Annotated in this window: 17 protein-coding genes; 8 read left to right on the top strand and 9 right to left on the bottom strand. The window is 70.7% G+C overall.

All coding sequences use genetic code 11. From position 1 onward, the window contains the following. Window positions 1-525 precede the first annotated feature (525 nt). Both gltB and ACFVT5_RS24085 read left to right on the top strand, forming a co-directional pair. Window positions 526-5,037, top strand: a complete 4,512-nt coding sequence (gene gltB / locus ACFVT5_RS24090; protein WP_389891954.1) for a glutamate synthase large subunit — start codon at window positions 526-528, stop codon at window positions 5,035-5,037. Beyond that, window positions 5,030-6,490: a glutamate synthase subunit beta gene (locus ACFVT5_RS24085; protein WP_389891544.1), complete on the top strand. Its 1,461-nt coding sequence runs from the start codon at window positions 5,030-5,032 to the stop codon at window positions 6,488-6,490. Before gltB ends, ACFVT5_RS24085 begins: the two co-directional genes overlap by 8 nt. Window positions 6,491-6,647: 157 nt before the next feature. Here ACFVT5_RS24085 and ACFVT5_RS24080 read toward each other — a convergent pair whose 3' ends face one another. Then, window positions 6,648-7,568 (bottom strand): chitosanase, encoded by a 921-nt coding sequence (locus ACFVT5_RS24080; RefSeq protein WP_389891542.1) that lies wholly within the window; start codon window positions 7,566-7,568, stop codon window positions 6,648-6,650. Window positions 7,569-7,666: 98 nt separating this feature from the next. Here ACFVT5_RS24080 and ACFVT5_RS24075 point away from each other — a divergent pair, with 98 nt between their 5' ends. Next, window positions 7,667-8,467, top strand: coding sequence for an SRPBCC domain-containing protein (locus tag ACFVT5_RS24075; protein ID WP_389891539.1), 801 nt, complete (start codon window positions 7,667-7,669; stop codon window positions 8,465-8,467). Window positions 8,468-8,507: 40 nt separating this feature from the next. On the opposite strand, the gene ACFVT5_RS24070 is transcribed toward ACFVT5_RS24075, so the two are convergent. Beyond that, a complete protein-coding gene (locus ACFVT5_RS24070) occupies window positions 8,508-9,464 on the bottom strand; it encodes a LysR family transcriptional regulator (protein ID WP_389891536.1) in 957 nt (318 codons plus the stop codon). Between the two features lie 59 nt (window positions 9,465-9,523). On the opposite strand from ACFVT5_RS24070, the gene ACFVT5_RS24065 reads away from it, so the two are divergent. Then, window positions 9,524-10,369, top strand: coding sequence for an NAD(P)-dependent oxidoreductase (locus ACFVT5_RS24065; RefSeq protein WP_389891533.1), 846 nt, complete (start codon window positions 9,524-9,526; stop codon window positions 10,367-10,369). Window positions 10,370-10,413: 44 nt separating this feature from the next. On the opposite strand, the gene ACFVT5_RS24060 is transcribed toward ACFVT5_RS24065, so the two are convergent. Together ACFVT5_RS24060 and ACFVT5_RS24055 are read right to left on the bottom strand one after the other, a co-directional pair. Then, complete coding sequence (locus tag ACFVT5_RS24060; protein ID WP_389891530.1) at window positions 10,414-11,385, bottom strand: acyl-CoA dehydrogenase family protein; 972 nt, start codon at window positions 11,383-11,385, stop codon at window positions 10,414-10,416. Beyond that, a complete protein-coding gene (locus ACFVT5_RS24055) occupies window positions 11,385-12,530 on the bottom strand; it encodes an acyl-CoA dehydrogenase family protein (RefSeq protein WP_389891527.1) in 1,146 nt (381 codons plus the stop codon). Before ACFVT5_RS24055 ends, ACFVT5_RS24060 begins: the two co-directional genes overlap by 1 nt. Window positions 12,531-12,601: 71 nt before the next feature. Here ACFVT5_RS24055 and ACFVT5_RS24050 point away from each other — a divergent pair, with 71 nt between their 5' ends. The 3 genes from ACFVT5_RS24050 (at window position 12,602) to ACFVT5_RS24040 (ending at window position 15,274) form a co-directional block, all read left to right on the top strand. Then, on the top strand, window positions 12,602-13,390 hold the full coding sequence (locus tag ACFVT5_RS24050; RefSeq protein ID WP_389891524.1) for an SDR family oxidoreductase: 789 nt from the start codon (window positions 12,602-12,604) through the stop codon (window positions 13,388-13,390). Between the two features lie 54 nt (window positions 13,391-13,444). Further along, entirely contained in the window at window positions 13,445-14,035 is a 591-nt protein-coding gene (locus ACFVT5_RS24045) for a TetR/AcrR family transcriptional regulator (RefSeq protein WP_389891951.1), read from the top strand. A gap of 81 nt (window positions 14,036-14,116) precedes the next feature. Then, entirely contained in the window at window positions 14,117-15,274 is a 1,158-nt protein-coding gene (locus tag ACFVT5_RS24040) for an acetyl-CoA C-acetyltransferase (RefSeq protein WP_389891522.1), read from the top strand. Window positions 15,275-15,295: 21 nt separating this feature from the next. Here the strand turns inward: ACFVT5_RS24040 and ACFVT5_RS24035 are convergent, their stop codons facing one another. Next, the gene (locus ACFVT5_RS24035) at window positions 15,296-16,168 is read right to left on the bottom strand and encodes a hypothetical protein (protein ID WP_389891519.1); all 873 of its coding nucleotides are present in this window, start codon (window positions 16,166-16,168) and stop codon (window positions 15,296-15,298) included. Window positions 16,169-16,269: 101 nt separating this feature from the next. Between ACFVT5_RS24035 and ACFVT5_RS24030 the strand changes: the two genes are divergently transcribed. After that, complete coding sequence (locus ACFVT5_RS24030) at window positions 16,270-16,677, top strand: phage holin family protein (protein WP_389891516.1); 408 nt, start codon at window positions 16,270-16,272, stop codon at window positions 16,675-16,677. On the opposite strand, the gene ACFVT5_RS24025 is transcribed toward ACFVT5_RS24030, so the two are convergent. From ACFVT5_RS24025 to ACFVT5_RS24010, 4 genes are read right to left on the bottom strand one after another with little or no spacing between them, the layout of a single operon-like run. Next, the gene (locus tag ACFVT5_RS24025; protein ID WP_389891948.1) at window positions 16,674-17,720 is read right to left on the bottom strand and encodes an NAD(P)H-dependent flavin oxidoreductase; all 1,047 of its coding nucleotides are present in this window, start codon (window positions 17,718-17,720) and stop codon (window positions 16,674-16,676) included. The two genes, ACFVT5_RS24030 and ACFVT5_RS24025, sit on opposite strands and share 4 nt — an antisense overlap. A 14-nt stretch (window positions 17,721-17,734) precedes the next feature. After that, the gene (locus tag ACFVT5_RS24020; RefSeq protein ID WP_389891513.1) at window positions 17,735-18,475 is read right to left on the bottom strand and encodes a CoA-transferase subunit beta; all 741 of its coding nucleotides are present in this window, start codon (window positions 18,473-18,475) and stop codon (window positions 17,735-17,737) included. After that, window positions 18,472-19,320: a CoA transferase subunit A gene (locus tag ACFVT5_RS24015; RefSeq protein ID WP_389891510.1), complete on the bottom strand. Its 849-nt coding sequence runs from the start codon at window positions 19,318-19,320 to the stop codon at window positions 18,472-18,474. The genes ACFVT5_RS24020 and ACFVT5_RS24015 overlap by 4 nt, the downstream gene beginning before the upstream one ends. Then, window positions 19,317-20,144, bottom strand: a complete 828-nt coding sequence (locus tag ACFVT5_RS24010) for an enoyl-CoA hydratase family protein (protein WP_389891507.1) — start codon at window positions 20,142-20,144, stop codon at window positions 19,317-19,319. The genes ACFVT5_RS24015 and ACFVT5_RS24010 overlap by 4 nt, the downstream gene beginning before the upstream one ends. Between the last annotated feature and the right edge of the window lie 50 nt (window positions 20,145-20,194).

Raw genomic sequence — 20,194 nt, 5'->3', positions numbered from 1 at the left:
CCTATGCAAGGGACCGCATAGCTAGCCGTTACGTGGCGGTTTCGATTCCTTGACGGCGGGGCATGAGCCGTAAGCGCCGCGGGCAATGACGCCTGCTCCGTCATCTCGCAGTACCTCTCGCAGTACATCTCGTACGTACATGTCGCAGTACCTCTCGCAATACACCCCGCAGCATCCCTCGCAGTACCGGACCGGCGGTCATCGATCTGTCCGCCATGGTCCCCAGACGTCACCAGAAGTCCGGGCCTCAGCCGTCACCCACGCGGCGCCACCACCGCACTGCCATCGCTCTGACACCGCACCAGCAGTGTCCGCATGCTGGAATGAAGTATCCACTTTTCGAGAAACATTCCATCATGTAACCTGCACGAAATTTCTCGCAGAGGGCCAACGTCGTCCCTCGGCACCTGCTATATGCCACCGACGACGACGGGAGAGCCGATGCGTACGCCGCGCCAGCCGTCCCAGCACTCCATGAGCGGCCAGAACTGGTCACACATGGATGCTCGCCCTGCCGCGCAGGGGATGTACGACCCGCGCAACGAGCACGACGCCTGCGGCGTCGGCTTCGTGGCCACCCTCACCGGCGAGGCGAGCCACACGCTGGTCGAGCAGGGGCTCACGGTTCTGCGGAACCTGGAGCACCGTGGCGCCACCGGCTCCGAACCCGACTCCGGCGACGGCGCCGGAATCCTCTCCCAGGTCCCCGACGCGTTCCTCCGCGAGGTGGCCGGATTCGAGCTGCCCGAGGCCGGCGCGTACGCCGTGGGCACCGCGTTCCTGCCGCCGCACGGCACCGAGGACGCCGTCTCACGCATCGAGACGCTGGCCGCCGATGAAGAGCTGACGGTCCTCGGCTGGCGTGAGGTCCCCGTCGCCCCCGGACTCCTCGGCGCCACGGCCCGTTCCACCATGCCCGCCTTCCGGCAGCTCTTCGTCACCGACGGCCGCAGCACCGGCATCGACCTCGACCGCAAGGTCTTCGTGCTGCGTAAGCGCGCCGAGCGTGAGGCCGGGGTGTACTTCCCCTCGCTGTCCGCGCGGACCCTCGTCTACAAGGGCATGCTGACCACCGGCCAGCTGGAGCCCTTCTTCCCCGACCTGTCGGACCGCCGCTTCGCCAGTGCCATCGCCCTGGTGCACTCCCGGTTCTCCACGAACACCTTCCCGAGCTGGCCGCTCGCCCACCCGTACCGCTTCGTCGCGCACAACGGTGAGATCAACACCGTCAAGGGCAACCGGAACTGGATGCGGGCCCGCGAGTCGCAGCTCGCCTCCGACCTGTTCGGCCCCCAGGACGCCCTGGCGCGGACCTTCCCCGTCTGTACGCCCGACGCGTCCGACTCGGCCACCTTCGACGAGGTCCTGGAACTGCTCCACCTCGGCGGACGCTCCCTGCCGCACAGCGTGCTGATGATGATCCCCGAGGCATGGGAGAACCACGCCTCCATGGACCCGGCCCGCCGCGCCTTCTACCAGTTCCACGCCACGCTGATGGAGCCCTGGGACGGGCCCGCCTGCGTCACCTTCACCGACGGCACCCAGGTCGGCGCCGTCCTCGACCGCAACGGACTGCGCCCGGGACGCTACTGGGTCACCGACGACGGCCTCGTCGTCCTCGGCTCCGAGGTCGGCGTCCTCGACATCGACCCCGCCAAGGTCGTCCGCAAGGGCCGCCTCCAGCCGGGCCGGATGTTCCTCGTCGACACCGTCGAGCACCGCATCATCGAGGACGACGAGATCAAGGAAGGACTCGCCGCCGAACAGCCGTACCGCGAATGGCTGGAAGCCGGCGAGATCGAGCTGGAGGACCTGCCCGAGCGCGAGCACATCGTGCACACCCACGCCTCGGTCACCCGCCGCCAGCAGACCTTCGGCTACACCGAGGAAGAGCTGCGGGTCCTCGTCGCGCCGATGGCCAAGGCCGGCGCCGAACCGATCGGCTCGATGGGTACGGACACCCCGATCGCGGCCCTGTCCACCCGCCCCCGGCTGCTGTTCGACTACTTCACCCAGCTCTTCGCGCAGGTCACCAACCCGCCGCTGGACGCCATCCGCGAGGAACTCGTCACCTCGCTGCGGTCCTCGCTGGGCCCGCAGGGCAACCTCCTGGAACCCTCCGCCGCGTCCTGCCGCAGCGTCACGCTGCCGTTCCCGGTGATCGACAACGACGAGCTGGCCAAGCTCATCCACATCAACGCCGACGGCGACATGCCGGGCATGAAGGCCGTGACCCTCTCCGGCCTCTACCGGGTCTCCGGCGGCGGCGCGTCGCTCGCCGCCCGGATCGAGGAGATCTGCGGCGAGGCCGACGCGGCCATCGAGGCCGGCGCCCGGCTCGTCGTGCTCTCCGACCGGCACTCCGACGCCGAGCACGCGCCGATTCCGTCGCTGCTGCTCACCGCCGCCGTGCACCATCACCTCATCCGGACCAAGCAGCGCACCCATGTGGGCCTGGTGGTGGAGGCGGGCGACGTCCGCGAGGTCCACCATGTCGCGCTGCTCATCGGTTTCGGCGCCGCCGCCGTCAACCCGTACCTCGCGATGGAGTCCGTCGAGGACCTGGTCCGGGCGGGCACCTTCCTGCCCGGCACCGAGTCCGAGACCGCCATCCGCAACCTGATCCACGCCCTCGGCAAGGGCGTACTCAAGGTCATGTCCAAGATGGGCATCTCCACCGTCGCGTCCTACCGCGGCGCCCAGGTCTTCGAGGCCGTCGGACTCGACGAGGGCTTCGTCGAGAAGTACTTCAACGGCACCACCACGAAGATCGGCGGCGTCGGCATCGACGTCATCGCCCGCGAGGTCGCCGCCCGGCACGCCAAGGCGTACCCGGCGTCCGGTATCGCGCCCGCGCACCGCGCCCTCGACATCGGCGGCGAGTACCAGTGGCGCCGCGAGGGCGAGCCGCACCTCTTCGACCCGGAGACCGTCTTCCGGCTCCAGCACGCCACGCGCAGCCGCCGCTACGACATCTTCAAGCAGTACACCGGCCGCGTGAACGAGCAGTCCGAGCGGCTGATGACCCTGCGCGGCCTGTTCGGCTTCGCCCGTGGCCGGCAGCCGGTCCCGCTGGACGAGGTCGAGTCGGTCTCCGAGATCGTCAAGCGGTTCTCCACCGGCGCCATGTCGTACGGCTCCATCTCGCGCGAGGCCCACGAGACCCTCGCCATCGCGATGAACCAGCTCGGTGCCAAGTCCAACACCGGCGAGGGTGGCGAGGACGCCGACCGGCTCTACGACCCGGCGCGCCGCTCCAGCATCAAGCAGGTCGCCTCCGGCCGCTTCGGCGTCACGTCCGAGTACCTGGTCAACGCCGACGACATCCAGATCAAGATGGCCCAGGGCGCCAAGCCCGGCGAGGGCGGCCAGCTGCCCGGCCACAAGGTGTACCCGTGGGTCGCCAAGACCCGGCACTCCACGCCCGGCGTGGGCCTGATCTCGCCGCCGCCGCACCACGACATCTACTCCATCGAAGACCTCGCCCAGCTGATCCACGACCTGAAGAACGCCAACCCGCAGGCCCGGATCCACGTCAAGCTGGTCTCCGAGGTCGGCGTCGGCACGGTCGCCGCTGGCGTCTCCAAGGCCCACGCGGACGTCGTCCTCATCTCCGGCCACGACGGCGGTACGGGCGCGTCGCCGCTCACCTCGCTGAAGCACGCGGGCGGCCCCTGGGAGCTGGGCCTCGCCGAGACCCAGCAGACCCTGCTGCTCAACGGGTTGCGGGACCGGATCGTCGTACAGACCGACGGCCAGCTCAAGACCGGCCGTGACGTCGTCATCGCCGCGCTGCTCGGCGCCGAGGAGTTCGGCTTCGCGACCGCGCCGCTCGTCGTCTCCGGCTGCGTCATGATGCGCGTCTGCCACCTCGACACCTGCCCGGTCGGCATCGCCACACAGAACCCGATACTGCGGGAACGGTTCTCCGGCAAGGCCGAGTTCATCGTGAACTTCTTCGAGTTCATCGCCGAAGAGGTCCGCGAGATCCTCGCCGAGCTGGGCTTCCGCACCCTTCAGGAGGCCGTCGGGCACGCCGAGCACCTCGATGTCGCCCGCGCCGTCGACCACTGGAAGGCCCAGGGCCTCGACCTGGCGCCGCTGTTCCACGTCCCCGCGCTGCCCGAGGGCGCCGTACGCCACCAGGTCATCGCGCAGGACCACGGCCTGGAGAAGGCGCTCGACAACGAGCTGATCAAGCTCGCCGCCGACGCGCTCGCCGCGAACGCCCAGTCCGACGCGCAGCCCGTACGCGCCCAGGTCGCCATCCGCAACATCAACCGCACCGTCGGCACCATGCTCGGCCACGAGGTGACGAAGAAGTTCGGCGGCGCCGGTCTGCCCGACGACACCATCGACATCACCTTCACCGGCTCAGCGGGCCAGTCGTTCGGCGCGTTCGTGCCGCGCGGGGTGACCCTGCGCCTGGAGGGCGACGCCAACGACTACGTCGGCAAGGGCCTCTCCGGCGGCCGGATCGTCGTCCGCCCGGACCGGGGCGCCGACCACCTCGCCGAGTTCTCCACCATCGCGGGCAACACCATCGCGTACGGAGCGACCGGCGGTGAGCTGTATCTGCGCGGCCGGACCGGTGAGCGGTTCTGCGTCCGCAACTCCGGTGCCACCGTCGTCGCGGAAGGTGTGGGCGACCACGGCTGCGAGTACATGACCGGCGGCCACGCCGTCGTACTGGGCGAGACGGGACGCAACTTCGCGGCCGGCATGTCCGGCGGTATCGCCTATGTCGTCGACCTCGACCGGGACAACGTCAACGCCGGGAACCTCACCGCGATCGAGGCCCTGGACGACACCGACAAGCAGTGGCTGCACGAAGTGGTGCGCCGCCACCAGGAGGAGACCGGCTCCACGGTCGCCGAGAAGCTCCTCGCCGAGTGGGACACCGCGGTGGACCGCTTCACCAAGATCATCCCCAGTACGTACAAGGCCGTGCTCGCCGCCAAGGACGCCGCCGAGCGAGCCGGACTCTCCGAGTCCGAGATCACCGAGAAGATGATGGAGGCGGCGACCAATGGCTGATCCCAAGGGCTTCCTGAACCACGGCCGTGAGGTCGCCAGGACCCGCCCGGTCGACGAGCGCCTGCGCGACTGGAACGAGGTCTACGTCCCCGGCTCCCTGCTGCCGATCATCAGCAAGCAGGCCGGCCGCTGCATGGACTGCGGCATCCCGTTCTGCCACAACGGCTGTCCGCTGGGGAACCTGATCCCCGAGTGGAACGACTTCGCGTACCGCGAGGACTGGAGCGCCGCGTCCGAGCGGCTGCACGCCACCAACAACTTCCCCGAGTTCACCGGGCGGCTGTGCCCCGCTCCCTGCGAGTCGGCGTGCGTCCTCGGCATCAACCAGCCGGCTGTGACCATCAAGAACGTCGAGGTCGCCATCATCGACAAGGCGTGGGAGGGCGGCAGCGTCGCCGCGCAGGCCCCCGAGCGGCTGTCCGGCAAGACGGTCGCCGTGGTCGGCTCGGGCCCCGCGGGGCTCGCCGCCGCCCAGCAGCTCACACGGGCCGGCCACACCGTCGCCGTGTACGAGCGCGCCGACCGCATCGGCGGGCTGCTGCGGTACGGCATCCCCGAGTTCAAGATGGAGAAGCGGCACATCAACCGGCGGATCGAGCAGATGCGCTCGGAGGGCACCAAGTTCCGTACGGGCGTGGAGATCGGCCGGGACATGGACGCCGCGAAGCTCCGTAAGCGCTATGACGCGGTGGTCGTCGCGGCCGGTGCCACCGTCTCGCGTGACCTGCCGGTGCCGGGCCGCGATCTGAACGGCATCCACTTCGCGATGGAGTATCTGCCGCTCGCCAACAAGGTGCAGGAGGGCGACTACGTGGCGCCCCCGCTCACCGCCCAGGGCAAGCATGTCGTCGTCATCGGCGGCGGCGACACCGGCGCGGACTGCGTGGGTACCGCCCACCGACAGGGCGCCGCCTCGGTCACCCAGCTGGAGATCATGCCGCGCCCCGGCGACGACCGGGCGCCGGGCCAGCCCTGGCCGACGTTCCCGATGCTCTACAAGGTGACATCGGCGCACGAGGAGGGCGGCGAGCGGGTCTACTCCGTGTCGACCACCCACTTCGAGGGCGACGAGGACGGCAACGTCCAGTTCCTGCACCTCATCGAGGTCGAGTTCACCGACGGCAAGCTCACCCAGAAGCCGGGCACCGAGCGGAAGATCCCCGCCCAACTCGTCACCCTCGCCATGGGCTTCACCGGCACCGACCAGGAGAACGGTCTGGTCGCGCAGTTCGGCCTGGAGCTGGACGCGCGCGGGAACATCGCCCGCGACGCCGACTTCCACACCAATGTCCCCGGAGTCTTCGTCGCCGGTGACGCGGGCCGTGGCCAGTCCCTCATCGTGTGGGCCATCGCCGAGGGCCGCTCAGCGGCGCGCGGCGTGGACCGCTTCCTCACCGGTGCCAGCGAACTGCCGGCCCCGATCCGCCCCACGGACCGCGCCCTGACGGTCTGACCACATACCGGACCTGACGGCACGCCCTGACGGTCCCTCAAAAACGTCCCGTACAAAGGCGTACGGAACACAGCGCGGCGCCTGCCTCCCTGTCCCCGACCGGACGACTTGGCAGGCGCCGTGACGTATCCCTCTGTGGGGGCCTCGGCGGGATGTGTCAGTTGACGTGGTCCACGCGGAAGGTTTCGCCGTAGACCTTCCACTCCAGCGGGGTGCGCAGGGTGAGGTTGCCGTCGTAGAGGAACTGGCGCTGGGCCGTGTCGATGCGGGTGGTGTCCTGGTGGCTCTTGTCGGACCTCATCGCCGTGCGGCGGATGTCCAGGAAGATGTCGAGGTAGTTCTTCTCCGTGCCGCCCTGTGCCGGGGTGTCGGCCTCGGCCATGGCGGCTTCGCGCAGGCCGTAGAAGCCGTCGGGTTCCGTGCCGGGGCCGTGCAGGACCATGGCGTCGTAGTAGATGAACTGGCCCAGTGTGCCCAGGCCGTCGAGTTTCGCGAGGCGGACCGCCGGGTTGAAGTAGAAGCGGTCACGCTCGGCGTTCTGGGCCGCGCGGAAGGCGGGTACCTCGGCCTCCTTCTTCCAGGCGGCGGTGAATCCGGGGTCGAGGCCCTGGTGTGACGGGGTGCCGTCTACCGCGCGCAGGGCGGGGAGATAGCGGGCAAGGCCGTTGTCCGGGTGGGCCTTCGTATAGCGCTCGACCATGGCTACCAGGTCATGCGTGCCGGTGCAGAAGCCGATGATGCCCGCGGTGTAGCCCTGGCCGTCGCCTATGTCCTCTATGTAGGAGTACTGCGCCTTCCAGTCGAGCGAGGAGTTCTCGGCGCTGGCGATGATGCGCTGCGCGAGTTCCTTCTTGTCGGGTGCCGCGAGACCCGGCGGAAGCGTTTTGAGGTACGCGTCGTCCCGCTTCTTCTCGGTCGCCGTCCGCTCGTCGGCGCCGTTCGTCGCGGTCGGCTCCGCGGATGCCTTTCCTCCGCTTTCCGACCCTTGGGCCCCGGAGTCCGCGACCGCCGAGTACAGGAACACACCCGCCGTGGCCAGCGGCGCGACAAGGAGAAGCAGCAGTCCGGGACGTTTCATTTCGGCAGGATACGGGGGCCTTCGGCGGGCTCGGTTCCAGGGCTCCGGCGGGCTCGATTCATTGACATGTGACCATCTGGTCACCTATCTTTTGTGGTGTGACCGATGACGACCGCGTGTTCAAGGCGTTGTCCGACCCGACCCGCAGGCTGCTGCTCGACCGACTCTTCGAGCGGGACGGACGGACGCTCACCGACCTCGAATCCGATGTCGACATGACGAGATTCGGTGTGATGAAGCATCTGCGGCTCCTTGAGGAGGCCGGGCTCGTCATCGCCCGAAAATCAGGCCGGGAGAAGCTGCACTTCCTCAACGCGGTGCCCATCCGGCTCATCCACGACCGCTGGATCGACAAGTACACCGAGCCTCAGGTATCGGCCCTCGTCGACTTGAAGAACGAGTTGGAGACAGCCATGACGACCACCGAGAAGACCGGGACGACCGTGCAGGTGCACCGCGTCTACATCAAGGCGACCCCGCAGCAGATCTGGACCGCGATCACCGACCCGGAGTGGACGCGCCGCTACGGATACCGCGCCGTGTCCGAGTACGACCTGCGCCCCGGTGGCACCTTCCGCGCCCTCGCCGGTGACGGTATGCCCGGTATGGACGCCGACGCCTGCATGGTCGAGGGCGAGGTCGTCGAGGTCGACCCGCCGAGCCGACTGGTGCAGACCTGGCGGCCGACCTGGCTGGACGAGCCCTTCACCAAGCTCACCTACGAGATCAAGGAGGGCGAGAACGGTGTGTGCTCGCTGACCCTGACCCACGACGTGCGGGACGCGCCGCAGACCGGTGCGCAGGTCGCGGGCGAGGCCGAGGGCGCCGGCGGCGGCTGGCCGGAGACGCTCAGCGACCTCAAGTCGCTGCTGGAGACGGGCGAGAGCCTGTACGCCTGAGTCTGTAGGCGCGCCTGTCCGCCTGAGCCTCCGTCAGGCGTCAGCTCTGGGGTCGCCGGCCGCCCGGTCCGTGGGGTCGGCGGCCCAGGAGTGCCAGGAACTCCCGGGTCGCCGGCGAGGGTGTGAAGCCGCTCGCCGTGGCCGCGTACACCTGGCGGGGCGGGATGTCGTCGGGGTGCAGCAGTGCCAGCGCGATGTCGGGGCGCACGGCGTCGGCCGCGAGCGAGGGGACCAGGGTGATGCCGACCCCGGCGGCGACGAAGCCCTGCTTGGCCATCCAGTCCCGCGCGACGAACCCGATACGCGGCTGGAACCCGGTCCGCAGACAGGAACTGATCAGGGTGTCCTCCGGCCGTGAACTCCCCGCGATCCACTCCTCGTCGGCCAGATCGGCGAGCCGCAACTGCCGGGCCCCGGCGAGCCGGTGGTCGGCGGGCAGGGCCACGTACATGTAGTCGTCGCACAGCTTGCGCAGGTCGAAGCCGTCGATGTGGTGCGGTCCCGGATAGCTGACCACGGCGACATCGGCGTCCCCGGCGGCCAGCAGGGCGAGGAGTTCCGGCGTGAACCCCTCCCTGAGCGTGACCGTGACCTCCGGGTAGCCGCGCCGGAACGCCGAGACGGCCCGCGGTACGAGGGCCGCGTCGGCGGTGGCGAAGGCGCCCACGCGCAGCCGTCCGGTGGCCAGTTCACGCAGATCGGCCAGATCGCGGCGGGCGGTGTCGAGCCGGTCGAGTACGGCCTCCGCGTGGCCGAGCAGCCGCCGCCCCGGCTCGGTGAGCCGCACCCCGCGCGGCAACCGGTCGAACAGCACCGTCCCGGCCTCGTCCTCAAGCGCGGAGATCTGCCGGGAGATCGCCGACTGGGTGTACCCGAGCACGGGACCGGCGGCGGTGAAGGACCCCAGCCGGGCCACCTCCACGAACACCCGGAGCAACGGTGTGGACAAATCCCGTGATCCGGGCGCGGAACCGGGCGCGTCATGCGGGATGGGCATGGAGCCCATGCTAGACATTCGCTTTTCACATCGCAAAGGGAGTACCTAGCGTGGAGAGCGTGAACACGGACAGCGAAGACCAGAAGGCGGGACACCCGCGCGTGGCGTTCCTCGGCCTCGGCACCATGGGGGCGCCCATGGCACGGCGAGTACTGGCCGCCGGCCACCCGCTGACCGTATGGAACCGTTCCCCGGAACGCTCGGCGCCGTTCGCCGACAGCGGTGCCCGCGTCGCGGACTCGCCCGCCGACGCGGTACGGGACGCCGACGTCGTCATCACGATGCTCGCCGACCCGGCGGCGGTCCGCTCGGTGGTCACCGCGATCGCCCCCGCGCTGCGTCCCGGCACCCGACTGGTCGAGTCGTCGACGATCGGTCCCGAGGCGCTGCGCGAGGTCGCGGCCCTGCTGCCCGAGGGTGTGACGCTGATCGACTCACCGGTGATGGGCAGCGCCGACCGGGCCGCGTCCGGGGAACTCTCGCTGCTCGTCGGCGGCGACGCGGACCCGGTACTGCCGCTCCTTGAGGTGTTCGGCACGGTGACGCGTACCGGCCCGGTCGGTACGGGGGCGGCCCTGAAGGTCGTCCTCATCAACGGTGTGATCAACGGCGTCGCCGTGGTCGCCGAGGCGATGGCCGTCGCGGACGCGCTCGGTCTGCCGGAGGAGTTGGTGAAGGGCGCGATGGCGTCGTCACCGCTGGCGGGAATCGCGGGCCGCGCGTTCGCACGGTGCGCCCACTACCCGATGCGCCTCGCGGCGAAGGACGTGTCCCTCGCCCTGTCCTCCACCGGAACCGAACTGCCGGTCGCGGCGGCGGTACGGGATCTCCTGCTCGCGGACCCGGCGGCGGCCGACGATGACCTCGGACAGGTCGTCGGGCACATGCGGTCGGCGCGAAAGTAGCTCCCGCCGAAAGCCGAAGTAGCCCGCGCCGAAACCGGTCCGCGTCACACGTCCCGCAGTACCGTTTCCCGGCACTCGCCCGGGGTGCCCCACGCGTCCCTCAGCGGGCGGGCCTTCCGTAGCCAGAGGGAGAGGTCCAGTTCCTCCGTGTAGCCGATGGCGCCATGGAGTTGGAGTGCCGTGCGGGCCGCCGTGTACGCGGCCTCGCCCGCCGTCGCCTTGGCCGCCGCCACATCCGCCGGGGCCATCGTCACCGCCGCCCCCAGCGCCAGGGGGCGCGCGAACTCCAGCGCCAGCAGGGTGTCCGCCAGACGGTGCTTCACCGCCTGGAACGAGCCGATCTCGGTGCCGAACTGCCGTCGCTGCCTGGCGTATTCGACCGTCCGGTGCAACAAGGCCAGCCCGACACCCAGTGATTGAGCAGCCGTCAGAAGCCGGGCCCACGTCAGGGCGCGGGACATCGCCTCCGCCATGTCCCCGCCGCGCGCCAGCAGTTCGCCGCCCTCCGGCACCCGGTACAGCCTCCGTGCCGGGTCGGCGGACGCTTCCATCGGGCCGTGTCCCGGCGCGATCCGCAGGGCGTCACCCTCGACCGTCAGCACCACGTCCACCGCGTCCGCGTCCAGCGCGAACGGCGACCCCGGCGGACGTACCGACAGCATCACCTCGCCCACAGCCACCCTCGGCAGCCACACCTTCGAGGCGTCCGGCGCCGCGTGCGCCAGGAGGGAGACCGCCACCGCCGTCTCCACCAGCGGACCCGGTACCGCGTGACGGCCCAACTCCACGTAGGTGATGACCAGTTCGACCGGGAGTGGCCCGAGCCCGCCCTCGTACGCCACCGGGACCGCGAGCCCGGTCACGCCCGCGTCCGCCAGCCGGGACCAGATGGCGCGGCCCGGTCCGTGGTCGCCGGCCGCCCAGGCCCGTACCGCACCCGGGGTGTCGGCCGCCGTCAGCATCCGGTCCAAGGTTCGCCCGAACTCCCGCTGCTCCGGCGTCGGCAGGAACCCCATCAGCGGCGCCCCTTCGGCAGGCCGAGCAGCCGCTCGGCGATGATGTCGCGCTGGATCTCGTTCGTACCGGCGTAGATCGGTCCCGCGAGAGAGAACACATACCCCTCCGCCCAACCGTCGCCGCCGTCCGCCACCTCGGCCTCCGGGCCCAGCAGATCGAGCGCCGTCTCGTGCAGCGCGATGTCGTACTCGGACCAGAACACCTTGTTCAGGCTCGACTCCGCGCCCATCGGCTCACCGGCGGCGAAGCGGGACGCGGCGGCCCGGGTGAAGAGCTGGTAGGCACGGGCCCCCATCCGCGCGTCCGCGACCCGGTCCCGCAGCGCCGGATCGCGGCCCCGGTCCCGCCACAGCGCCGTCAGCCGGTCCGCCGCCGCGAGGAACCGGCCCGGCGAACGCAGCGTCAGGCCCCGCTCGTTCCCCGTCGCCGACATCGCGATCCGCCAGCCCTGGCCCGGCTGCCCGATCACGTCCTCGTCGGGCACGAAGACACCGTCGAGGAAGAGTTCCGCGAACGCCGGCTTCCCGTCGAGACGGCCGATCGGCCGGACCGTCACACCGGGCGCACGCAGGTCGAACATCAGATACGTCAGCCCCTGATGGGGCTTCGGCGCCTCGGGATCCGTACGGAAGATGCCGAACGCGCGATCGGCGAAGGCGGCACGTGACGACCAGGTCTTCTGGCCGTGCAGGAGCCAGCCCCCGTCCACGCGGACCGCGCGCGAGGTGAGCGAGGCGAGGTCCGAGCCCGCTTCCGGCTCGGACCACGCCTGCGCCCACACCACCTCACCTCTCGCCATCGGCGGCAGCACACGGGCGCGCTGCTCGGGAGTTCCGTGGTCGAAGAGGGTCGGCGCGAGGAGGTTGATGCCGTTCTGGCTGACGCGACCCGGTGCGGTGGCCGCGTAGTACTCCTCCTCGAAGATCAGCCAACTGAAGATGTCGGCGCCCCGGCCCCCGTACTCCTCGGGCCAGGACACCACCGACCAGCGGTCCGCGGCGAGCGTCGCCTCCCACGCGCGGTGCCGGGCGAAGCCGTCCTCGGTCTCCAGCGAGGGCAGCGGTGCGGCGGGGACATGGGCCGCCAGCCAGGCGCGTGCCTGTGCGCGGAAGGCGTTCTCCTCCGGCGTGTGGTCCAGATCCACGCGTCACCCACTCCCTTCATCCCACCGATGACCGGTTCCCTAACAAGTGTTTGGTAGGTTAGCCTGATGAGGTGACAGACAACAAGCCGTCGTACGTTTCCGGGCACGGCCTCCTCGACGGGCGCACCGCCGTCATCACCGCCGCCGCGGGCGCCGGCATCGGCGGGGCCACCGCCCGCCGGTTCCTGGAGGAGGGCGCCCGGGTCCTCATCAGCGACGCCCACGCGCGGCGGCTGACGGAGACGCGGGCGGACCTCGCGGACACGTTCGGCGCGGAACGTGTCACCGCGCTGCCCTGCGACGTCACCGACGAGGACCAGGTCACCGCCCTGTTCGCGGAGGCCGGGCGGGTGCACGGCGGAGGGGACATCGTCGTCAACAACGCGGGACTCGGCGGCACTTCGGACCTCGTCGACATGACCGACGACCAGTGGTCACGCGTCCTCGACGTCACCCTGAACGGCACCTTCCGCTGCGTACGGGCCGCTCTGCGGGGCTTCCGTGACAGCGGGCGCGGCGGTGTCGTCGTCAACAACGCGTCCGTCGTCGGCTGGCGTGCCCAGGCCGGACAGGCGCACTACGCCGCCGCGAAGGCCGGCGTCATGGCACTCACGCGGTGCGCCGCGATCGAGGCCGCCGCCTACGGGGTGCGGGTCAACGCCGTGTCGCCGAGCCTCGCCATGCATCCGCACCTGGTGAAGGTGACCTCCGCCGAACTCCTCGACGACCTCACCGCACGGGAGGCGTTCGGGCGGTACGCGGAACCGTGGGAGGTGGCCAACGTCATCGTCTTCCTGGCCTCCGAGTACTCGTCGTACATGACGGGCGAGACGGTATCCGTGAGCAACCAACATGCCTAGACCGACAATGGGTGGGTGCCCAGGACCCATGACCATCAGCCCAAGAAGCCCCCGGTGACCCCCTCGCCCGCGCGGCGTCGTGAACTGCTCGACACCGCCGCCGAGGTGTTCGCCGCGCAGGGCTACAACGCCACCACCGTCCGCAAGATCGCCGACGCCGCCGGGATGCTCGCCGGCAGTCTCTACTACCACTTCGACTCCAAGGAATCGATGGTCGACGAGATCCTGTCGACCTTCCTGGACGAGCTGTGGGGCCGCTACGACGCCGTGCTCGCCGCCGGGCTCGGGCCGCGCGCCACCATCGAGGCGCTGGTCACCGAGTCGTTCCGGGAGATCGACCGGCAGCTCGCCGCCGTCGCGATCTACCAGAAGGAGGCACGGCACCTGTCCACGCAGCCCCGCTTCCAGTACCTCGCCGACTCCCAGCAGAAGTTCGAGAAGGCTTGGCTGGGCACGCTGGAGCGCGGGGTCGTGGACGGCACCTTCCGTAAGGACCTCGACATCCGTCTGACCTACCGCTTCGTGCGCGACACCGTATGGGTCGCCGCGTCCTGGTACCGGCCGGGCGGGCACCACAGCCCCGAGGAGATCGCCCGCCAGTACCTGTCGATGGTCCTGGACGGCATCGCCGTACGGGAGACCTGAACACGAGAACCGAGCACACGCTGAGAACGACTTGAGCACCACCGGCAGCGCGCTGGACGCGCATGAAGCGGAGGATCGGTCATGGCCGAGGCGTACATAGTCGAAGCGGTCCGCACACCCGTCGGGCGGCGCAGGGGCGGACTCGCCGCCGCGCACCCCGCCGACCTGGGAGCGCACGTCCTGACGGCCCTTGTCGAGCGGTCCGGCGTCGACCCGGCCGCCGTAGAGGACGTCGTCTTCGGTTGTCTCGACACGGTCGGGCCGCAGGCCGGGGACATCGCCCGCACCTCCTGGCTCGCGGCCGGACTGCCCGACGAGGTACCGGGCGTCACGATCGACCGGCAGTGCGGATCGTCGCAGCAGGCCGTCCATTTCGCCGCGCAGGGCGTCCTGTCGGGCACCCAGGACCTGGTCGTCGCGGGCGGCACCCAGAACATGTCCATGATCCCCATCGCCTTCGCGTCCCGGCAGGCCGCCGAGCCGCTGGGGCTCACCGAGGGTCCCTACGCGGGCAGCGAGGGCTGGCGGGCGCGGTACGGGGACCAGCCGGTGAACCAGTTCCACGGCGCCGAACTCATCGCGACCAAGTGGGGCATCTCCCGGCGCGACCAGGAGGAGTGGGCGCTGCGGTCGCACCAGCGGGCGATCCACGCCATCGACGAGGGGCGCTTCGCACGCGAGACCGTCGCCTACGGTGACGTGTCCCTGGACGAGGGGCCGCGCCGTGACACCTCGCTGGAGAAGATGGCGGGCCTGAAGCCGGTGATGCCCGGCGGCACCATCACGGCGGCCTGCTCCTCGCAGGTGTCGGACGGCGCCGCCGCACTGCTCATCGCCTCCGAACGGGCCCTACGCGAACACGGGTTGACGCCCCGCGCCCGCATCCACCATCTCTCCGTACGCGCCGAGGACCCCATCCGGATGCTGTCCGCGCCGATACCGGCGACCGCGCACGCGCTGAAGAAGACCGGCATGGGCATCGGCGACATGGACCTGGTCGAGATCAACGAGGCGTTCGCGCCCGTCGTCCTCGCCTGGCTGAAGGAGACCGGCGCGGACCCCGACCGGGTCAATGTCAACGGCGGGGCCATCGCCCTCGGCCACCCGCTCGGCGCGACCGGAGCGAAGCTGATGACGACCCTGCTGCACGAACTGGAGCGCACGGGCGGCCGGTTCGGGCTCCAGACGATGTGCGAGGGCGGCGGCCAGGCCAATGTGACCATCGTGGAACGGCTGTAGTCCCCCCGGTGGCCGAGGCGGTCAGTCCTGCGGGCTCGGTACGCCGATCGGGTTCGGGAAGCGGAGGGTGCGGGCGGCGGCTCGGGCCAACGGGGCGAGCGTGGACCGGAGTTCGGCCGCCGCCTCCGGGTCGAGTCCGGGCCAGGCGCGGGCCGCCGCGCGTTCCGTGGCGCGCTCCACCCCGGCGAGCAGATCGCGTCCGGCCGGGGTCGCCCGGCCGTCCCCGGTGAGCAGCCCCCGGTCCGTCAGCCGTCCGGCCGCCGCGTCCCACTCCTCGTGGGTCCAGCCCCGGTACGGCTGAAGTTCCGTACGCGGAAGGTCCGTTCCGGCGCGCAGGGCCAGGGTCTCGCAGCCGTCGAGGCCGGCCGCGACCAGCGCCGCGACATGGCCGTCGCCCCGGTGCTCACGCAGCAGCGTCGTGCTGTGCCAGAGCAGGTCGAGGGGTGCGCCGGGGACGGGCAGCGCGGCGTTCGCCCCGGCGAGGACGCGGCCCGCGCTGTCGAGGCCGGTGGCGTACGGGGCCAGCAGCGCGGCGGCGCGTTCGACCTCGGCGTCCAGGCCCGCGAGCAGGCGGCGCAGGGCGTCCCGCGCACCGGTGCGCCGCGCCTCCAGGGCGCCTTCGGGGTCGGTCAGCTCCCATACGGACGGCAGCGCCCGCGCCACCATCGACGGCGCGAAGGAGAAGAACGCCGCCGTGACCTGCGGCGCCCCCACCGCCCCGAAGGGCGCGGCCCGCCCCGCGAAGTACCCACGCCAGAAGCCCCGCAGCCCGGCACCCTCGAACGCGGCGGCGGCCTCGGGCGCGAAGTAGGTGACGGCGTGCACGGGTTCGAAGAGGGTCCAGAGGGCGCGGGGGAGTCCGGGGTCGGCCGCGGCGCTCGTGTCGGTGGTCATGGCAGGCATTCTGCTACGCGTGCCGGCCGGTCCCGGACTGTTGCGAATCTGTGAACCGAATTCACAGGCAAGCAGGGTGAGTCTGGTGTCAAAATGCTGCCATGGGAAACCGAACTCCATCGAACAAGCCGCAGCGCCTCCTGGGCACCGCGGCCGGGGTCTGCGTCGCCGTCGCCGTCCTGCCCGGGATAGCCGTCGAGGGACAGATGTCCAAGGCCGTGTCGCTCTTCTTCGCCGTCGCCGTCTTCGTGGCCGCCAACCAACTGATCTACAGCTACCCGGAATCCATCAGAACCGCCCCGCCGCTCATGGTGGTGGTCCTCGCCCTGATCGGCTTCGTGCAGGACACACTCCTGTGGCTGCTCGTGTCCTGGCTGGCGGGCACCATGGGCGGCGGCGTCGATGTCGACGGTTTCGTCCCGGCACTCCTGGGCGGAATGATCGTCCGCACGGCCGTCCTGGTGTTCCTCACGATCGCCCCGGCACCACGCGCCACCGCGTCGGACTAGGGCGCCGGAAGCCGGTGGAGTACGTCCGTGGCCTCCCGCACGATCCGGGTGATCAGCTCCTCGCAGCTCGGCAGGTCATCGATCACGCCCGCCACCTGCCCCGCGGCCATGACACCCAGGTCCGTCCGGCCCTCCACCATCGACGCCCGCAGCAGCATCGGCGTGTTCGCGGCCAACAGGACCTGACTCCAGGTCAGTTCGCGGCCGTGCCGCATCGCCAGACCGTCCCGCACCAGCCGGGGCCAGCTCAGCCCCGACAGCTTCCGGAAGCCCGCCGCATGCCGCACCGCCCGCGCCAACGTCCGTACCCTGCCCGCCTGTTCGAGGGAGCGCACCAGATCGGACCGGAGCATCCGGTGCGGCATGCCGTCCACCGCCGTCGTCACCGTCACATCCCGCACCGTCGCCGCCAGATACGCCGCCTTCACCGCGTCCGGCACCGCCGAGTCCGACGTCAGCAGGAACCGCGTCCCCATCGCGATCCCCGCCGCACCGTACGCCAGCGCCGCCACCAGACCCCGGCCGTCGTGGAAGCCGCCCGCCGCGATCACCGGGATGTCCACCGCGTCGACCACCTGCGGCAACAGCACCGTCGTCGCCACCTCGCCGGTGTGGCCGCCGCCCTCACCGCCCTGCACAAGGACCGCGTCCGCGCCCCACGCGGCGACCTTCTCGGCATGCCGCCGCGCCCCGATCGACGGGACGACGACCACACCCGCGTCCTTCAGTTCGGCGATCAGCTCCCGTGAAGGCGCCAGCGCGAAGGACGCGACCCGCACGCCCTCCTCGACCACGATCCGCACCCGCTCCCGCGCGTCCCCCGCGTCCGCCCGCAGATTCACCCCGAACGGCGCGTCCGTACGGGACCTGACCTTCCGTACCGCCGCGCGCAGTTCGTCCGGGCTCATGGTCGCCGACGCCAGGATGCCCAGCGCCCCCGCGTTCGCGGTCGCCGACACCAGACGGGGGCCCGACACCCAGCCCATCCCGGTCTGGACGATCGGATGCCGGACCCCGACAAGCCGCGTCAGCACCGTGTCCAGCACACCGTCCCCGCTCACCCCCCGACCTCCCGGTTCCGCAGCCCCTTCGGGTCCAACTCCTCCCGGATGAGCGCCAGTTCACCGGCGGTCGGCTCCCGCGTGTACGGGACGCCGTCCGGAACCACCAAGGGGAACGCCGTCGCCGCGCGGACCTCCTCCACCGTCACCCCCGGATGCAGCGACGCCAAGCGCATCGCGTGGTCCGGGGCCGCGAAGTCGAAGACACCCAGGTTCGACACGACCCGGGGGATCCGGTGGAAACGGGTCGCCGAAGGGCTGGCCGCCGCCGCACGGTCGTACCCGACCCCGCACACCATGTCGACCCGCTCCACGAAGACCCGCCGCGAATGCTTCGGCACCCAGTAACTCGTCGGATTGTTCAGGGTGTTGACCGGCGCGCCACGCACCCCGAGGAGTTGGCGGGTCGGCCGCTGCCAGTCGCCGATACAGGAGATGTTCTGGTTGCCGTACCGGTCGATCTGGCTCGCGCCCATCATCACGTGCCGCCGCCCACCGGTCACCAGCGCCAGATGCTGCCGGTACGGAAGCCACCCCTCGCACTCCCCGTCCGCGCCGACGAGCATCGCCTCACCGTCCGTGAGCAGCAGATCCGGCGCGAACGTCCGCCGGGCCAGACGCGCCCCCACCGACGGGATCAGGCCCATCGGGCTCGCCAGGATCTCCCCGCCGCCGCGCCATGCCTCGGCGCAGGCGATCACGCAGTACTCGGCCCGGGTCACGGCACCGTTCGTCATTGAGACTCCTCGTGCCAGGACTGGACGGCGGACTGGTACGCGCGCTCGTCGCCCCGCAGGAAACGGTCGGCGAACTCCGCCCAGGGCGTGCTCGCGTACAGCCGCTGGAAGGGCTCGTCGCGGTCGTAGTCGGGGGCGCAGGACGTGAAGTGCGCGCCGTTCGGGGTCTCGACCACCCCCGTCACCGTGTGCCGCTTGACCAGCAGACTCTGCGGCGGACCCGCCTTCGACAGTTCCGCCGTGTCCACGATCCGCTCGCAGGACATGTACGCGGTGTCGGCGGCCTCGCAGAACAGGTCGTCGAAGTACGGGTCGGGCCCCAGATACTGACCGTTGCCGAGCCGGTCGGCGCGATTGAGATGCACCAGCGCCGCGTCCATCCGCAGCGCCGGCATCGCGACCAGCTCCTCACCGTCCTCGTACGGCGAAGTCACCGTCCGCAGACCGGGGTTGACCCGCATCACGTCCGAGCCGATGCCCGCGCGGACCGGCAGGAAGGGGAGCCGGTGCGCGGCGGCGCGCAGCCCCCACATGAACATCGCCTCGTCCACCTCCGTCAGCTCGAACGCACCGCTCTCACGCGCCGCCCGATAGCGAGGCTCCAGCGGGATCGAGTCCAGCGTCACAAAGGCCGCGACCAGCTTGCGGATCCGCCCCGCCGCCGCGAGCAGCCCGACATCAGGACCGCCGTACGAGATCACCGTCAGATCCGTCAGATCCGACGCGAGGATCGCCCGGACCAGCGCCATCGGCTTGCGCCGCGACCCCCAGCCGCCGATCCCGATCGTCATCCCGCTACGCAGCCGGGAGACGACATCGGACGGGGACATGGTCTTGTCGCTCATGACGACCCGCCCTCCTTCCTCTCGTTGGGGCTCTCGGTGGGGCCTTCGCCGGGACCTTCGTCAGGGCTTTCGGCAGGGCTTTTGTCGGGCGCCCCGAAGGTGTCCCGCACCCGGGCGGCGACACCGCTGAGTCCCGCCTCGAAGGTGAACCCCTGCTCGAACCGGTAACTGCGACGCACGTCGACCGGGTCAATACCGTTGATCGCGGCCTTCGCCAGCCGGATCAGCCGCCCGTCCTTCGCGGCGATCTCGTACGCCAACTCCCGTGCAGCGTCCAGCAGTTCGGCACGCGGTACGACCCGCCACACGGAACCGTGGGCATGCAGCTCGGCGGCCGTGACGGTACGGGACGTGTAGTACAGCGTCCGCATCAGATGCTGCGGGACCAGCCGGGCCAGATGCGTGGCCGCACCGAGCGCGCCCCGGTCCAGCTCCGGCAACCCGAAGGTCGCGTCGTCCGACGCCACGATCGCGTCCGCGTTGCCGACCAGACCGACCCCGCCGCCGAGACAGAACCCGCCTACCGCCGCGACGACCGGGACCTCGCACTCGTAGACCGCCGCGAACGCCTCGAAACAGCCCCGGTTGGCGCCGATCAACGCGTCGTGGCCCGGATCGTCCCGCAGCTCCTTGATGTCGACGCCCGCGTTGAAGCCGCGCCCCTCGGCGGTCAGCACGACACAGCGGACCTCGGGGTCCCGGCCCGCCGCGCGCACGGCGTCCGCCAGGTCGTACCAGCCCTGCACGGGAAGGGCGTTGACAGGTGGATGGTCGACGGTCACGAAGGAAACGCCCTTTTCCGGGCCGGTGGTGGAGACACCCATGAGCGGATCAGCTACCTTTCCACCAAACATTTGTTAGGTGATTCGTCAGG

The organism is Streptomyces sp. NPDC058001 (assembly GCF_042886315.1).
Lineage (GTDB): Bacteria > Actinomycetota > Actinomycetes > Streptomycetales > Streptomycetaceae > Streptomyces.
The sequence above is the reverse complement of the archived record's forward strand: the minus strand, read 5'-3'. Positions and strand labels throughout refer to the sequence as shown.

Coding starts and splice junctions, on each gene's coding strand:
- gltB (WP_389891954.1), top strand. CDS start 526: ATGTACGACCCGCGCAACGAGCACGACGCCTGCGGCGTCGGCTTCGTG.
- ACFVT5_RS24085 (WP_389891544.1), top strand. CDS start 5,030: ATGGCTGATCCCAAGGGCTTCCTGAACCACGGCCGTGAGGTCGCCAGG.
- ACFVT5_RS24080 (WP_389891542.1), bottom strand. CDS start 7,568: ATGAAACGTCCCGGACTGCTGCTTCTCCTTGTCGCGCCGCTGGCCACG.
- ACFVT5_RS24070 (WP_389891536.1), bottom strand. CDS start 9,464: ATGCCCATCCCGCATGACGCGCCCGGTTCCGCGCCCGGATCACGGGAT.
- ACFVT5_RS24060 (WP_389891530.1), bottom strand. CDS start 11,385: ATGGGGTTCCTGCCGACGCCGGAGCAGCGGGAGTTCGGGCGAACCTTG.
- ACFVT5_RS24040 (WP_389891522.1), top strand. CDS start 14,117: ATGGCCGAGGCGTACATAGTCGAAGCGGTCCGCACACCCGTCGGGCGG.
- ACFVT5_RS24035 (WP_389891519.1), bottom strand. CDS start 16,168: ATGACCACCGACACGAGCGCCGCGGCCGACCCCGGACTCCCCCGCGCC.
- ACFVT5_RS24030 (WP_389891516.1), top strand. CDS start 16,270: ATGGGAAACCGAACTCCATCGAACAAGCCGCAGCGCCTCCTGGGCACC.
- ACFVT5_RS24020 (WP_389891513.1), bottom strand. CDS start 18,475: ATGACGAACGGTGCCGTGACCCGGGCCGAGTACTGCGTGATCGCCTGC.
- ACFVT5_RS24015 (WP_389891510.1), bottom strand. CDS start 19,320: ATGAGCGACAAGACCATGTCCCCGTCCGATGTCGTCTCCCGGCTGCGT.
- ACFVT5_RS24010 (WP_389891507.1), bottom strand. CDS start 20,144: ATGGGTGTCTCCACCACCGGCCCGGAAAAGGGCGTTTCCTTCGTGACC.